General features: G+C 70.5%; 13 protein-coding genes. 3 read left to right on the top strand and 10 right to left on the bottom strand.

The features are described from left to right. Positions 1-4 precede the first annotated feature (4 nt). From pheT to rpmI, 4 genes are all read right to left on the bottom strand, one after another. Positions 5-2,377, bottom strand: coding sequence for a phenylalanine--tRNA ligase subunit beta (pheT, locus tag AC1RN5_RS01155; RefSeq protein WP_493039457.1), 2,373 nt, complete (start codon positions 2,375-2,377; stop codon positions 5-7). Between the two features lie 10 nt (positions 2,378-2,387). Then, complete coding sequence (pheS, locus tag AC1RN5_RS01160) at positions 2,388-3,494, bottom strand: phenylalanine--tRNA ligase subunit alpha (protein ID WP_493039458.1); 1,107 nt, start codon at positions 3,492-3,494, stop codon at positions 2,388-2,390. Between the two features lie 112 nt (positions 3,495-3,606). Then, on the bottom strand, positions 3,607-3,963 hold the full coding sequence (gene rplT, locus AC1RN5_RS01165) for a 50S ribosomal protein L20 (protein WP_421933013.1): 357 nt from the start codon (positions 3,961-3,963) through the stop codon (positions 3,607-3,609). A gap of 15 nt (positions 3,964-3,978) precedes the next feature. Beyond that, a complete protein-coding gene (rpmI, locus tag AC1RN5_RS01170; RefSeq protein ID WP_304701667.1) occupies positions 3,979-4,179 on the bottom strand; it encodes a 50S ribosomal protein L35 in 201 nt (66 codons plus the stop codon). Between the two features lie 202 nt (positions 4,180-4,381). Between rpmI and AC1RN5_RS01175 the strand changes: the two genes are divergently transcribed. Next, positions 4,382-5,131, top strand: a complete 750-nt coding sequence (locus AC1RN5_RS01175) for a DUF1345 domain-containing protein (protein WP_493039459.1) — start codon at positions 4,382-4,384, stop codon at positions 5,129-5,131. On the opposite strand, the gene AC1RN5_RS01180 is transcribed toward AC1RN5_RS01175, so the two are convergent. The 5 genes from AC1RN5_RS01180 to AC1RN5_RS01200 form a co-directional block, all read right to left on the bottom strand. After that, positions 5,128-6,336, bottom strand: a complete 1,209-nt coding sequence (locus AC1RN5_RS01180) for an MFS transporter (protein ID WP_493039460.1) — start codon at positions 6,334-6,336, stop codon at positions 5,128-5,130. The two genes, AC1RN5_RS01175 and AC1RN5_RS01180, sit on opposite strands and share 4 nt — an antisense overlap. Further along, a complete protein-coding gene (locus AC1RN5_RS01185) occupies positions 6,333-7,562 on the bottom strand; it encodes an MFS transporter (protein ID WP_493039461.1) in 1,230 nt (409 codons plus the stop codon). Before AC1RN5_RS01185 ends, AC1RN5_RS01180 begins: the two co-directional genes overlap by 4 nt. Positions 7,563-7,820: 258 nt before the next feature. Further along, complete coding sequence (gene infC / locus AC1RN5_RS01190; RefSeq protein ID WP_215342444.1) at positions 7,821-8,342, bottom strand: translation initiation factor IF-3; 522 nt, start codon at positions 8,340-8,342, stop codon at positions 7,821-7,823. 110 nt (positions 8,343-8,452) lie between these two features. Further along, complete coding sequence (locus AC1RN5_RS01195; RefSeq protein WP_421933009.1) at positions 8,453-9,436, bottom strand: glycosyltransferase family 9 protein; 984 nt, start codon at positions 9,434-9,436, stop codon at positions 8,453-8,455. Then, entirely contained in the window at positions 9,426-10,598 is a 1,173-nt protein-coding gene (locus tag AC1RN5_RS01200; RefSeq protein WP_493039462.1) for a glycosyltransferase family 4 protein, read from the bottom strand. Before AC1RN5_RS01200 ends, AC1RN5_RS01195 begins: the two co-directional genes overlap by 11 nt. Before the next feature lie 83 nt (positions 10,599-10,681). On the opposite strand from AC1RN5_RS01200, the gene AC1RN5_RS01205 reads away from it, so the two are divergent. Continuing rightward, positions 10,682-11,425 carry an alpha/beta fold hydrolase gene (locus tag AC1RN5_RS01205; RefSeq protein ID WP_493039463.1) on the top strand — a complete coding sequence of 248 codons (744 nt, stop codon included), beginning with the start codon at positions 10,682-10,684 and terminating at the stop codon, positions 11,423-11,425. Beyond that, a complete protein-coding gene (gene chrA, locus AC1RN5_RS01210) occupies positions 11,425-12,780 on the top strand; it encodes a chromate efflux transporter (protein ID WP_493039464.1) in 1,356 nt (451 codons plus the stop codon). The genes AC1RN5_RS01205 and chrA overlap by 1 nt, the downstream gene beginning before the upstream one ends. Here the strand turns inward: chrA and AC1RN5_RS01215 are convergent. After that, positions 12,777-13,637: a Rossmann-fold NAD(P)-binding domain-containing protein gene (locus AC1RN5_RS01215; RefSeq protein ID WP_493039465.1), complete on the bottom strand. Its 861-nt coding sequence runs from the start codon at positions 13,635-13,637 to the stop codon at positions 12,777-12,779. The two genes, chrA and AC1RN5_RS01215, sit on opposite strands and share 4 nt — an antisense overlap. Between the last annotated feature and the right edge of the window lie 4 nt (positions 13,638-13,641).

Consider the following 13,641-nt stretch of genomic DNA (forward strand, 5'->3'; position numbering starts at 1 on the left):
AGCCTTAGCTCCTAAGCTTGGCGCCCACCGTCTTCTCCGCCGCCGCCACGATCCTGGCCGAGAGGGCCTCGATCTCCGCCTCGGTGAGGGTCTTCTCGCGGGGCTGGACCAGAACCTCGACCGCCACCGACTTGGAGCCCTCCGGCACGCCGGGGCCCGAATAGACGTCGAAGACCCGGGCCTCGGAGATCAGCGCCTTGTCGGCGGCCAGGATCGGCCGGACCAGGTCGCCGGCCGGGACGTCGGCGCCCACCACGAAGGCGAAGTCGCGCGACAGGGGCATCAGGGCCGAGGCGTCCAGGGCGGGCCGGGACTTGCCGGACTTCTTCTTGCCCTCGGGCAGGGCGTCGAGGTTGAGCTCGAAGGCCAGCAGGGGGCCGTCGACGTCGAGGGCCTTGAGGACGCGCGGGTGCAGTTCGCCGAACTCGGCCACCACGGTCTTGGGGCCCAGCTGCAGGCGGGCCGAGCGGCCCGGATGCCACCAGTCGGAGGTGGAGCCTTGAACCAGCTGGAGGGTCGGCGCGCCGATCTCTTCCAGGATCGCCATCAGGTCGCCCTTCAGGTCGAACAGCGGATCGGCCTTGGCGCCGTCCCAGCGCCGGGGCGCGTGGGGGGCGACGAGGGCGGCCAGCACCGTGACCTGATCCTCCGGCGCGTCGCCGCGATAGAGCGGGCCGATCTCGAACAGGGCGGCGTCGGGGAAGCCGCGCCGGGCGTTGCGGCCGGCCGCCTCGATGAGGTTGGGCAGGATGGAGGGCCGCATGCAGTCCAGGTCCGAGGCGATGGGGTTGGTCACCACCAGCCGGGGATCGCCGCCGCCGAACAGCTTCGCCGTCGCCTGGGCCAGGAAGCTCCAGGTGATGGTCTCGGCATAGCCGCGGGCGGCCATCGCGCGCCGGGCCACGCGGACGCGGCCCTGGCGAACGGTGAGCACGCCGCCGGCGGCCCGGGCGATCTCCGGCAGGGGCGTGGCGGGCAGGGCGTCATAGCCCTGGATGCGGGCGACCTCCTCGACGAGATCGGCCTTGCCCTCGACGTCGCGGCGCCAGGAGGGCGGGGTGACCTGGTCGCCGTCGATGGCGAAGCCCAGCTTGGTGAGGATCTCGTCGATGCGGGCGTTCCCGATATCCAGGCCGGAAAGCTGCTTCACATAGGTCCGGTCGAAGGTCAGCGCGGTGGGCGGGGCGGGCGCCTCGCCGGCATAGGTCACCTCCGACGCCTCGCCGCCGCAGAGCTCCAGGATCAGCTTCGTCGCCAGCTCCAGGCCGGGAACCAGGGACTGCGGGTCCACGGTGCGGGCGAAGCGGTACTGGGCGTCGGAATTGATGCCCGTGCTGCGACCGGTCTGGGCCGTCAGGATCGGGTCGAACCAGGCGCTCTCCACGAAGACGTCGGTGGTGGCCTCCGAGCATCCGGTGCTCTCGCCGCCCATGACCCCGCCCAGGCCGATGGCGCCCGAGCCGTCGGCGATGACGCAGATCTCGGGCGTCACGGCGTAGGTCTTGCCGTCCAGGGCCGGGACCTCCTCGCCCTCGCGCCCCATGCGGGCCTCGATGAAGCCGCCGGTCAGCTTGGCGGCGTCATAGACGTGCAGGGGCCGGGCGCGGTCGTAGGTGATCAGGTTGGTGATATCCACCAGGGTGTTGATGGAGCGCAGGCCGATGGAGGTCAGGCGCTGGGCCAGCCAGGCCGGGGAGGGCCCGTTCTTCACGCCGCGGATCAGCCGGCCGGCGAAGGCCGGGCAGGCCTCCGGCGCGGGCAGCTTGATGGCGATCGGATTGGGGAAGGTCCCGGGGACCGGCGCGATGGCGACGTCCTTGAGGGTCCCCAGGCCGGCGGCGGCCAGGTCGCGGGCGATGCCGACGACCCCCAGCCAGTCGGGGCGGTTGGGGGTGACCTCGAAGTCGATCACGGCTTCCAGGCCCAGCGCCTGCGCGGCGGGGGTCCCGACGGCCAGGCTGTCGTCCAGCTCCATGATGCCGTCGGACTCGCTGGCGGCCTCCAGCTCGGAGGCCGAGCAGAGCATGCCGTTGGAGACCACGCCGCGCACCGGCTTCTCCACCAGGGTGACGCCCAGGCCGGGCACATAGGCGCCGATGGGGGCGTAGATGGTGGTCAGGCCGGTCCGGGCGTTGGGGGCCCCGCAGACGATTTCCTTGCGGCCGTCCACGGTGTCCACCTGGCAGACCCGCAGGCGGTCGGCGTTGGGGTGCTGCACGGCCTCCACGATCCTGGCGACCGTGAAGGCGGCCAGCTTCGTCGCCGGGTCGTCGACATGCTCGACCTCCAGGCCGGCCATGGTCATGGCCTCGACCACCTGGGGGGCCGTGGCTTCGGTGTCGAGGTGCTCGCGCAGCCAGGAGAGGGTGAATTTCATGACGCGCTCCTCAGCTCAGGCCGGTGGCGGGATTGGGGGCGGCGAAGGCCGAGAAGCCGTAGTGCTGCAGCCAGCGGACATCGCTGGCGAACATGTCGCGCAGGTCGGGCATGCCGTATTTCAGCACGCCCAGCCGGTCGACGCCGCAGCCGAAGGCGAAGCCCTGCCAGACGTCGGGGTCCAGGCCGCAGTTGCGCAGCACATTGGGGTGGACCATCCCGCAGCCGAGGATCTCCAGCCAGTCCTTGCCCTGGCCGATCTTCACCTCGCCCCCGGAGCGGTCGCACTGGACGTCCATCTCGGCGCTGGGCTCGGTGAAGGGGAAGTGGTGCGGGCGGAAGCGGGTGACCACGTCCGGGGTCTCGAAGAACCGGCCGAGGAAGGTCTCCAGGGTCCACTTCAGGTGGCCCATGTGGATGGCCTTGTCGATCACCAGGCCCTCGATCTGATGGAACATCGGGGTGTGGGTCTGGTCGCTATCCTTGCGGAAGGTGCGGCCCGGCACGATGACGCGGATCGGCGGCTCCTGGCCCGCGGCGATCCAGGGGGCGGCCGGCTTCTGGTTGGTGCGGTTCATCACCCGGACCTGGACGGGACTGGTGTGGGTGCGCAGCACCTTGCGCTCCCCGGCCTCGTCCTGCGGCAGGAAGAAGGTGTCGTGCATCTCGCGGGCCGGATGCTTGGGCGGGAAGTTAAGCGCGGTGAAATTGTTGAAGTCGGTCTCGATGTCCGGCCCCTCGGCCAGGGCGAAGCCCATCTCGGCGAAGATGGCGATCATCTCGTCCATCACCTGCATGGTGGGGTGGACCGAGCCCTTTCGGCGCGGCGCCGGCGGCAGGGAGAGGTCGACCCGCTCGGCGGCCAGGCGGGCGTCCAGCTCGGCGGCCTCCAGGGTCGCCTTGCGGCTTGCGATGGCGGCGGCCACGCGGTCGCGCAGGCCGTTGATCAGGGGCCCCTGCTCGCGGCGCTCGTCGGGGGACATGGCCCCCAGGGACTTGAGCAGGTCGGAGATGGCGCCCGACTTGCCCAGGGCCGCGACGCGCACGGCCTCCAGGGCGGCGAGGTCGGGGGCCGCGGCGATGGCGGCGGTGAGGTCGGCTTCGAGTTTGGCGGTCATGACACGCGGTTCTTAGAGGGGGTGACAGGGCGCGGAAAGAGGACAGCAAAAAGCCCTCCGGCGGTTCGGCCGAAGGGCTTTGAATGCTTTAGGAGCGAAAAGCTCCCGGGCCTCAAGCCAGAGCGGCGCGAACCTTCTCAGCGATGGCCTTAAACGCGACCGGGTCATTGCCCGCGATGTCCGACAGGACTTTGCGGTCGATCTCGATCCCGGCCAGGTCAAGGCCGTGGATAAAGGTGGCGTAGGTCAGACCTTCGGTGCGGGCCGCGGCGTTGATGCGTTGGATCCACAGCGAGCGGAAGTTACGCTTACGGACCTTGCGGTCGCGGTAGGCGTACTGACCGGCGCGGTCCACCGCGGCCTTGGCGGCGCGGATGGTGTTCTTGCGGCGGCCGTAGAAGCCCTTGGCCTGCTCAAGAACCTTCTTGTGACGGGCGTGGGCGACAACGCCCCTTTTAACGCGTGCCATGTGTCAGTTCTCCGATCAAAGGCCGTAGGGCAGGTAGGTCTTGATGATCTTGGCGTCAGACGCCGTCATGACCTTGGTGCCGCGGTTTTGTCGGATGTACTTGGCGCTGTGGCTCATCAGCCGGTGGCGCTTGCCCGCCACGCCGGCCTTGATCATGCCCGACGCGGTGAGTTTGAAGCGCTTCTTGGCGCCTGACTTGGTCTTCAGTTTCGGCATTTCTCTGCGGAGCGTGAGCCCCGTCCTCTGGCGTATTGATGAACCGTCCTGGCATGCCATTGGGCCAGACGGTTCCGAAGGGGAGGGCGAATACGCGAAAGGGTGCGGGAAAGCAAGGGTTTGAGTCCGGTTCGCGGGTCATCATCGCCGGGGACAACAGGGCCCGGGCGCGTTCATATGACCCCCCGATCCGGAGCGCCCCATGGCCCGCAAGTCCGCCGCCAAGCCCAAGTCCCCGCCCAAGCCCGTCCTCAAGCCGATCCCGCCGGTGCTGCGGGCGCCGGTGATCGGGGCGTTCCTGGCGCGGCCGCGGCTGCTGGCGGCGATCACGGTGGGCCTGGTGGTCTGGGCGCTGAGCGGCGCCTTCGGCCTGAGGGGCAGCACCAGCGCCATCTTCGGCTGGGACGCCACCTGCCTGGTCTTCGTCGTCGCCGTGATGCGGATGATGGGGAACAAGACGCCGGGCGAGATCCGCGCCCAGGCGGCCAGCCAGGATCAGGGCCAGGGGGTGATCCTGGCCCTGGTCACCGTCGCCGCGGCGGTCAGCGTCTGGGCGATCGGCCTGGAGCTGTCCCAGGCCAAGGGCGAGCACGGGCTGGAGAAGGGGCTGCGGGTGACGCTGGCCTTCGGGACGGTGGCGGCCTCCTGGCTGATGGTCCACCTGATCTTCGCCCTGCACTACGCCCATGAGTACTACGCGCCCGACGCCGAGCTCGGCGGGGACAAGGTGGTGGGGGGACTGGGCTTTCCCGGCGGCGAGGCGCCCGACTACTGGGACTTCGTGCACTTCTCGACGGTGATCGGGGTGGCCTCCCAGACCGCCGACGTCACCTTCACCTCCAAGACCCTGCGGCGGATCGGGACCATCCACGGCATCGTGGCCTTCACCTTCAACACCGTGGTCCTGGCGCTGACCATCAACCTGCTGGCCGGATTGTTCGGCGGGGGCTAGGCGACCGGGGCGATGCGGGGCACGCGCTTGATCACCTGCAGGGCCAGGATCAGGGCCGGCACGATGAGGATGGCGGTGAGGGCGAAGGGCGCGCCCGGCGAGACCAGGCTGAAGAGCTGGCCCGCATAGATGGGGCCGCCGATGCGGGCCAGCGCATTGTTGGACATGTTGAGGCCCAGCATCTCGCCCTGGCGGTCGGGCGGGGTGGACTTGGAGATCAGCCCCACCAGGTTGGGGAAGCAGATGGACTGGCCGAAGCCGACGATGGCCAGGCCGAGCACCGCCTGGGCCGGGACCAGGGAGGTGAACTGCACCAGCATGCCGACGAACATCAGGCACAGGCCGGCGATCAGCACCCGGGGCTCGCCGAAGCGGGCCACCAGCCAGCCGGTGGCGATGCCCTGGCTGAAGGCGCCGATCACCCCGATGACCATGAAGGCCAGCCCGATCTGCTGCGGCCCCCAGCCGAACTTGGCGGCGGTCCACAGGCCGTAGGTGGCCTCGATGCCGGCGAAGCCCGAGACGATGACGAAGGAGATGATCAGGATGCGGGCGATCACCGGGTGGGCGAAGGCCTCCCGCAGGGCGACCTGACGGCCGCGGGGCCGCACGTCGGGCGTGCCGGGCCGGGTCTCGCGCACGAACAGCAGCACCCCGAGCGCCGAGGCCAGGCCCAGGCCGGCGGCGGCGAACAGGGGCAGCTGGAAGCCGATGGGGCCGAGGTCGGGCCGGGCCAGCAGGCCCCCCAGGGCCGGGCCGGTCATGAAGCCCATGGAGAAGGCCGAGCCCATCACCCCCATGCGGCCGGCGCGCTTCTCCGGCGGGGTGATGTCGGCCATGCAGCCCTGCAGGGTCGAGATGTTGCCGGCGAAGAAGCCGCCGGCGAACCGGGCGACGAAGGCCACCAGGATGTTGGGAGAGAAGGCGAGCGCCACATAGCAGAGGGCGCTGACGGCGATGGTGACGATCAGCACCGGGCGGCGGCCGACCCGGTCCGACAGCCGGCCCCAGAAGGGCTCCCCCAGGAACTGCCCCGCCGAGAACATCGAGAACAGCAGGGCGATCTGCCAGGCCGGGGCGTCGAAGGCCTTGCCGAAGAAGGGCAGCAGCGGGATCACCACCCCGAAGCCGGCGATGTTGAGGAAGACCACCGACAGCAGGATGACCAGCGCGCGAAGGTCCTGCTTCTCGGCGGTCAGGCTCACGGCGTGGGTTCGTTCAGCTTGCCCAGCGCGATGGCCCGGCGGGTGGCCGAGAGCGCCAGCAGGATGGCCGGCGTCACCACCAGGGCCCCCAGGATGAAGGGGCCGTCCCGCAGCAGCGGCACCATCAGGCCCGCGCAGATGGGGCCGGTCACCCGGGCCAGGGCGCCGGTGGCGTTGTTCAGCCCCATGATCTGACCCTGGCGGTGCGGATCGGCGGTGCGCGAGATGATCGCGCCGACGTTCGGGAAGGCCACCGACTGGCCCGCCGCGGTGAGGCACATCAGGGCGATGGTCATGTAGCCGTTGATGGAGACGATCTGCAGGGCCGCGGCGACGGCCGTCATGCCCATGCCGACCGCCAGCATCACGCCCTCGCCGTACTTCTCCGACATGCGGCCGGTGACCATGGTCTGGAAGAAGAAGGCCGTGGCGCCGGTGAAGGCGAAGCAGACGGCGATGTCGCGCGGACCCCAGCCGAAGCGGGCCTGGGACCAGAGGCCGAACTGGCTCTCGATGCCGGTGAAGGCGAAGCCCACCAGGAAGGTCAGCAGCATCATGCGGCCGATCACCGGATGGCTGACGGCCTCGCCGACGGCCGCCCAGCGGCTGGGCCGGTGGCTGATGCCCTCCTCGCGGACCCGGCTCTCCTTGATGACGATGGCGATGGCGATCACGCAGAGGGCCGCCAGGCCCGAGGCGATGAACAGCGGAATGCGGAAGCCGGCCGGGCCCATGCCCTCGTGGGCGAAGAAGCCCCCCACCGACGGGCCGATGATCAGGCCGACGTTCCAGGCCGCGCCCTGATAGCTCATCTGGCGGGCGCGCTTCTCGGGCGGGGTGACGTCGGCGATGTAGCCCTGCACCACCGCGCCGTTGCCGGCCGCCAGGCCCCCCACCAGGCGGATGGCGAAGGCCACCCAGATGTTGGGGGCGAAGGCCAGCGCCAGGTAGCAGAGGCAGTTGCCCATGATGGTGGAGATCAAGAGCGGGTTGCGGCCGTACTTGTCCGACAGCCGGCCCCACAGGGGTTCGCCGAAGAAGGCGCCCACCGAATAGGCTCCGAAGATCAACCCGATCTGCCAGGGCGCCGCGTCGAAGGACTTGGCGTAGAAGGGCAACAACGGGACGATGATCCCGAAGCCCAACATGTTGATAAAGATGACGGCTATCAGCGACGCCGCAGCAAAACGCGGCGCCGGGGCCTTATACGGCTCGGACTGGGACATAATGATCTGGTGTTAGGCTGCACCGCTGGGGGCGTAAAGACCCAGCGTGACGCTCGGTTGTCGCGGGGGGGAGAAAACCTTCCCTCCCCTTCATGGGGAGGGTGGACGAAGCGAAGCTTCGGACGGGTGGGGAGTGCTGGCCACACTTCCCCACCCCGGTCGCTATGGCGACCTGCCCCTCCCCATGAAGGGGAGGGAGGGCGCACGAAAAAGCGGCCGCCCCTGGGGACGGCCGCCTTCGGTATTGTCGCCGGCTTTTTAGCGGGGCGCCAGGATCATGATCATCTGGCGGCCTTCCATGCGGGGCTCGTACTCGACCTTGGCCACCGGCTCGAAGTCGGCCTTCACCTGCTGGAGCAGCTTCATGCCAAGTTCGGGGTGGGCGAGTTCGCGGCCACGGAAGCGCAAGGTCACCTTCACCTTGTCGCCCTCTTCGAAGAAGCGGTGCATGGAGCGCGCTTTGACTTCGTAGTCGTGGATGTCGATGTTGGGACGGAGCTTGATCTCCTTGATCTCCACCACCTTCTGACGTTTGCGCGCCTCGTTCTTCTTCTTCTGCTCCTGGAACTTGAACTTGCCGTAGTCCAGGATCTTGCAGACGGGCGGATCAGCATTCGGCACGATCTCGACCAGGTCGAGGCCCGCCTCCTCGGCGGCCTCCAGAGCGGAAGAGGTCGGCATCACGCCCTGCTTCTCACCGTGCTGATCGATGAGCAGAACTTTTGGGACGCGGATATCGTCATTGATGCGCGGTCCGTCTTTGACGGGCGGCGCCTGCATGGGGCGGCGAATAGGCTTTTGCTCCGTGAGCTATTTCAAGGCGAACGCACCGGCCGCGCGAGAGCGCTCCGGGGTGTTCAGTTAGTATATGACCCTGCGGCTCCCCGCGATCAAGCGCCGCCGGGGGCTGGCGCCAAAGCATTCGCCGCCTGTGCGACGCTCGCCACAGCCAGATCGCCGAGATTGTCGGCCTGCAGCACCGCCACATGGCCGCGCGGGGCCGACAGGGCGGGGTCCGAGGCGTTGGAGAACAGCACGATGGTGGGGGCGCCGGTGGCGGCGGCCAGATGCAGCGGGCCGGTGTCGTTTCCCACCACCAGGGCCGCCTTGGCGCCCAGGATGGCGATGCGGGCGAAGTCGGTGCGGCCGGTGAGGTCGCGGGCCTTGCCCACATAGCGCTGAATCTGGCGGGCCACGGCGCTTTCCTGGGGGCCACCCAGGATGACGATGTCGAAGCCGCGGTCGTAGAGCAGCTTGCCCAGCTCGCCGTAGCGCTCCACCGGCCAGCGCTTGTCCAGCCGGTGGGCCGAGCCGCCGGGGATGAAGAGGACATAGGGCCGGGGCATGACGCCCCCGGCCACGGGGCGTTCCTGCGGCGCCTTACGCAGCACCCAGGAGAGGTCCGGCGGCGGGGCGGCGCCCGGCTCGGTGGGGGCGTCGGGCCAGATGCCGGCGTATTTCAGCTGGTCGGCCTGGCGCTCCAGGGTGTGCATGGAATTGCGGTGCGGGTTCTTGTGCGGCAGGGCGCAGCCCATGGCGATCCCCGACCACTCGGGCGGGAAGGGCCGCAGCATCTGGAAGATGCGGTTCGAGGCCGAGGAGGTCTGCAGGTCGTAGACCCGGTCGTACTTGGCCTTCTTGATCCGGGCGCGCAGGGCCAGCCAGGCGCCGGGGCCGTTGGGCTTGCCGTCGGTCTCCACCGCGTTGAAATAGGGCGAGCTCTTGGCCAGGCCCTCGAACTGCGGGGTGGTGAGCAGGGTGATGTGGGCGCGCTTGTGCGCCTCGCGGATCTTCTTCATGGCCGCGAGCGCCAGGACGAAGTCCCCCAGCGCCGACAGCTTGATCACCAGGACCTTCTTGATCTCACGCGCCATGGGCTCTGGCCTCCAGCACGCGTTCATAGGCCGCCATTGTGGCCGAACACATGGCCTCGGCCGAATAAAGCTGGCGGGCCCGGTTGGAGGCCAGTTCGCCCATCTTCGCCAGCTTGGCGGGACCGGCGTCGAGGGCCAGCGCCAGGGCCTTGGCCCAGGCGTCGACGTCGCCGGGCGGGGTCAGCCAGCCGGTCTTGCCGTCCAGCACGGTCTCGGTGGCGCCGCCGTGGGCCGAGGCGATCACCGGGCGCCCCATGGCCTGGGGCTCGACGGCGGTGCGGCCGAAGGACTCCGGCACGGTGGTGGGCAGGATCGCCAGGTCGCACAGCAGGAAGGCGGCCGGCATGTCGTCGCAGTGGCCCACCAGCTTGATCTCGGCCGACAGTCCCGCATCGACGATCGCCGCCTCCAGCTCCTCGCGGTAGTCCGTGCGGCCCTGGTCGTCGCCGGCGAAGATGATCAGGAAGTCGCCCCGGCCCTCCGCCTTCAGCCGGGCGGCGGCGGCGATGACGGTCAGATGGCCCTTGATGCGGGTCAGGCGTCCCCCCAGCAGGATCTTGAGACGCCGGTCGTCGGCGGCGATCCCCCAGGCGGCGCGCAGGGCCTCGAGGCGCTCCGGCGTCACCTGGGCCGGATTGAAGCGGTCGAGGTCCACGCCGCGGGGGATGGTGACGATCTTGTCCGGCGACAGGTCGTGCTGCTCCAGGACGTGGTCGCGGGTGTAGTCGGAATTGGCGATCACCAGGTCGCCCCGGGTCATCACCGCATTGTACCAGCGCTTGAGCCTGGACTTGGCGTTGTAGATCCCGTGATAGGTGGCCACGAAGGGGGTTCCCGTCACCTGGGCCGCCCACAGGGCCGAGAAGGCCGGCGCCCGGCTCCGCGCATGGACCAGGCTGACCTTCTCCTTGCGGATCAGGTCCACCAGCCGGGCGGCGTTGCCCAGCATCACCAGGGGGTTCTTCGACTGCACCGGCATCTGGGCCAGGCGGCCGCCGTCGGCCTCCAGGCGCGCGGTCATGCGGCCGCCCCGGGTGGCCACCAGGGCCTTGCCGCCGGCGCGCACCACGGCGTTGGCCACGTCGATCGTGGTCTGTTCGGCGCCGCCGGTCTCGAGCTCGGGGACGACCTGCAGCAATGTGAAGTTGGGAGGCAGTGTCACGGCCATCTGCATAACGCACTGCGGGGGCGCGTAAAGCCCGTCGCACGCTGACGGCGCGCCGCGCACGGGCTATTGATCGGGGTATGAGCCAAGAGACCGGATTCCTGACGCGGCCGGACGGCGCGCGCATCGCCTGGCGCCGGGTGGCGGGGGCGCAGCCCACCGTGGTCTGGCTGGGGGGCTTCCGCTCCGACATGGCCGGGACCAAGGCCCAGGCCCTGGCGGACTGGGCCCTGGCGCGGGGCCAAGCCTATCTGCGCTTCGACTATTTCGGCCACGGGGAGTCCGACGGCGACTTCGCCGAGGGGACCATCACCCGCTGGCGGGAGGACGCCCTGGCGGTCCTCGACGAGCTCACCACGGGGCCCTTGGTCCTGGTGGGCTCCTCCATGGGCGGATGGATCGCCTGCCTGGCCGCCGCGGTGCGGGCCGAACGGATCCGCGCCCTCGTGCTGATCGCCCCCGCGCCCGACTTCACCGAGAAGCTGATGGCGCCCGGGATCGACGCCGCCGGCCGTGAGGCCCTGGCCCGGGACGGGGTCTGGATGCGACCCTCCGAGTACGGAGATCCCTATCCGATCACGGCCGCCCTGCTGGAGGACGGCGCCCGCTGGTCGATCCTGCCGGGGCCCGTGCCGATCACCGCGCCGGTGCGCATCCTGCAGGGCGGGGCCGATCCCGACGTCCCCTGGCGCCACGCCCTGGAGCTGGCCCAGGCGCTGAACGGCGACGACGTGGTCTTCACGCTGATCAAGGACGGTGACCACCGGCTGTCGCGGCCGCAGGACATCGCCCGGCTGCTGGCGGCCCTGGACGAGGTCGCCTGATGGAGCCGGCCGCCCCGCCCCGCATGCCGACCTTCGGGGAAGCCACGCGGGTCTGGGCCAGGATCGGTCTGCTGAGCTTCGGCGGCCCGGCCGGCCAGATCGCCCTGATGCACAAGATGCTGGTGGAGGAGCGCCGCTGGATCGGGGAGCGGCGGTTCCTGCACGCGCTGAACTACTGCATGCTGTTGCCCGGTCCCGAGGCGCAGCAGCTGGCCATCTATATCGGCTGGCTGATGCACCGGACCGCCGGCGGCCTGGTGGCCGGCCTGCTGTTTGTTCTCCCCGGCGCCCTGGTGATGCTGGGCCTCAGCATCGGCTACGCCCTCTACGGCGGGACGCCGGTGGCGGCCTCCCTGTTCCTGGGGGTGAAGTCGGCGGTGCTGGCGGTGGTGATCGCCGCGGTGATCCGCATCGCCGGGCGAGCGCTGAAGGGCCAGGCGTCAGTGGCCCTGGCCGTGGCGGCCTTCCTGGGCCTGTTCCTGCTGCACATTCCCTTCCCGGCCATCATCGCCCTGGCCGGCCTGGCGGGCTGGCTGAAGCCCGACCTGTTCCAGGCGCCCGGCCACGAGCAGGATATCGACGAGGGCCCGCGGGGCCTGGTGGACGAGGTCATCGCCCGGGGGCAGGCCCCCCATGTCGTCCCGTCGCGCGGCCGGGTCCTGAAGGTGCTGGCGGTCTGGCTGCCGCTCTGGCTGGCGCCCTTCGCCGCCCTGTTCGTCCTCACCGGTCCCGCCAGCGTCTGGACCCGGCTGGCGGGGTTCTTCGGCACCATGGGGGTGGTGACCTTCGGCGGCGCCTATGCGGTCCTGACCTATGTGGCCCAGGCCGCCGTCGAGGGCTTCGGCTGGCTGGCGCCCGGCGAGATGGTGGATGGCCTGGGCCTGGCCGAGACCACGCCGGGGCCCCTGATCCTGGTCCTGCAGTTCGTGGGCTTCCTGGCCGCCTATCGCCAGCCGGGGGACCTCGCGCCCCTGCTGGCGGGAAGCCTGGGCGCCCTGCTCACCACCTGGGTCACCTTCGCCCCCTGCTTCCTGTGGATCTTCCTGGGCGCCCCCTATGTGGAGGCCCTGCGGGGACACAGGGCGGCGGCCCGGGCCCTGGCGGCGGTGACGGCGGCGGTGGTGGGCGTGATCGCCAACCTGGCGGTCTGGTTCGCCCTGCACACCCTGTTCGGGGAGGTGAAGCGGGTCGCGGTGTTCGGGATCGGACCGGACCTGCCGGTGCTGTCCAGTCTGGACTGGCGGGCCGCGGTGCTGAGCCTGGCCGCCATGATCGCCATGCTGCGCTTCAAGACCGGCATGCTGCCGACCCTGGCGGCCTGCGCGGCGGCGGGTTGGGCGCTGTCGCGGATCTAGCCGCCCGCCGCCAGGATCGCCGCCAGCCCCTCGCGATAGGTCGGGTACATCGGCCGCCAGCCCAGCTCGGCCTTGGCGCGCGCGTTGGAGACCCGCTTGGTCTCGGCGTAGAAGCGCCGCGCCGAGGGGGTGAGGGCGTCGAGGTCCAGGACCTCCTCCGGCGGCGGCTCCATCCCCAGCAGCCTGGCGGCGTAGGCGATCACCTCGCTGTTGGGAGCCGGCTCGTCGTCGCAGAGGTTGTAGACGCCGCCGGCGCGCGGCCGGGCGATGGAGGCCTCCAGGCCCGCGGCCAGGTCGTCCACATGGATGCGGCTGAACACCTGGCCCGGCGCGGCGACCCGGCGGGCGCGGCCCGCCCGCAGGCGGTCGAAGGCGCAGCGGCCGGGGCCGTAGATGCCGGGCAGGCGGTGGATGGTGACCGTCAGGCCCATGCCGCGGCCCACCTCGAGCCAGTCGCGCTCGGCGCCCACCCGGCGCGCGCCCTCCAGGGACTGGGCGGCCAGGCGGCTGTCCTCGAACACCCAGCCGCCGCGCCGGTCGCCATAGACCCCGGTGGTGGAGAGGTAGCCGATCCAGTCGGGAATGGCGCCAGCCCGGGCCATCGGCCGGACCAGGGCCGGCAGGGCCGGGCAGCCCAGTTCGTTGGGCGGGGCGGTGATCAGGATCGCCTGGGCCCGGCCCATCTCGGCGGCGATCGCGTCGGGGTCGCTCACCGGAACCGGCTCCACGCCCTCGGCGGCCAGGCGTGCGGCCCCGCCTTCGTCGCGGAAGCTGGCGGCCACGGTCCAGCCCTGCGGGATCAGGCGTCTGGCCAGGGCCCGGGCGGAGAAGCCGTAACCGAAGACGAAGAGGCGCAAGGGT

This window comes from Phenylobacterium sp. GW821-FHT12F10, from assembly GCF_058806695.1.

Excerpts from the sequence above, each read along its gene's own strand:
- pheT (WP_493039457.1), bottom strand. The coding sequence starts at position 2,377 with ATGAAATTCACCCTCTCCTGGCTGCGCGAGCACCTCGACACCGAAGCC.
- pheS (WP_493039458.1), bottom strand. The coding sequence starts at position 3,494 with ATGACCGCCAAACTCGAAGCCGACCTCACCGCCGCCATCGCCGCGGCC.
- rplT (WP_421933013.1), bottom strand. The coding sequence starts at position 3,963 with ATGGCACGCGTTAAAAGGGGCGTTGTCGCCCACGCCCGTCACAAGAAG.
- rpmI (WP_304701667.1), bottom strand. The coding sequence starts at position 4,179 with ATGCCGAAACTGAAGACCAAGTCAGGCGCCAAGAAGCGCTTCAAACTC.
- AC1RN5_RS01175 (WP_493039459.1), top strand. The coding sequence starts at position 4,382 with ATGGCCCGCAAGTCCGCCGCCAAGCCCAAGTCCCCGCCCAAGCCCGTC.
- AC1RN5_RS01185 (WP_493039461.1), bottom strand. The coding sequence starts at position 7,562 with ATGTCCCAGTCCGAGCCGTATAAGGCCCCGGCGCCGCGTTTTGCTGCG.
- infC (WP_215342444.1), bottom strand. The coding sequence starts at position 8,342 with ATGCAGGCGCCGCCCGTCAAAGACGGACCGCGCATCAATGACGATATC.
- AC1RN5_RS01195 (WP_421933009.1), bottom strand. The coding sequence starts at position 9,436 with ATGGCGCGTGAGATCAAGAAGGTCCTGGTGATCAAGCTGTCGGCGCTG.
- AC1RN5_RS01205 (WP_493039463.1), top strand. The coding sequence starts at position 10,682 with ATGAGCCAAGAGACCGGATTCCTGACGCGGCCGGACGGCGCGCGCATC.
- chrA (WP_493039464.1), top strand. The coding sequence starts at position 11,425 with ATGGAGCCGGCCGCCCCGCCCCGCATGCCGACCTTCGGGGAAGCCACG.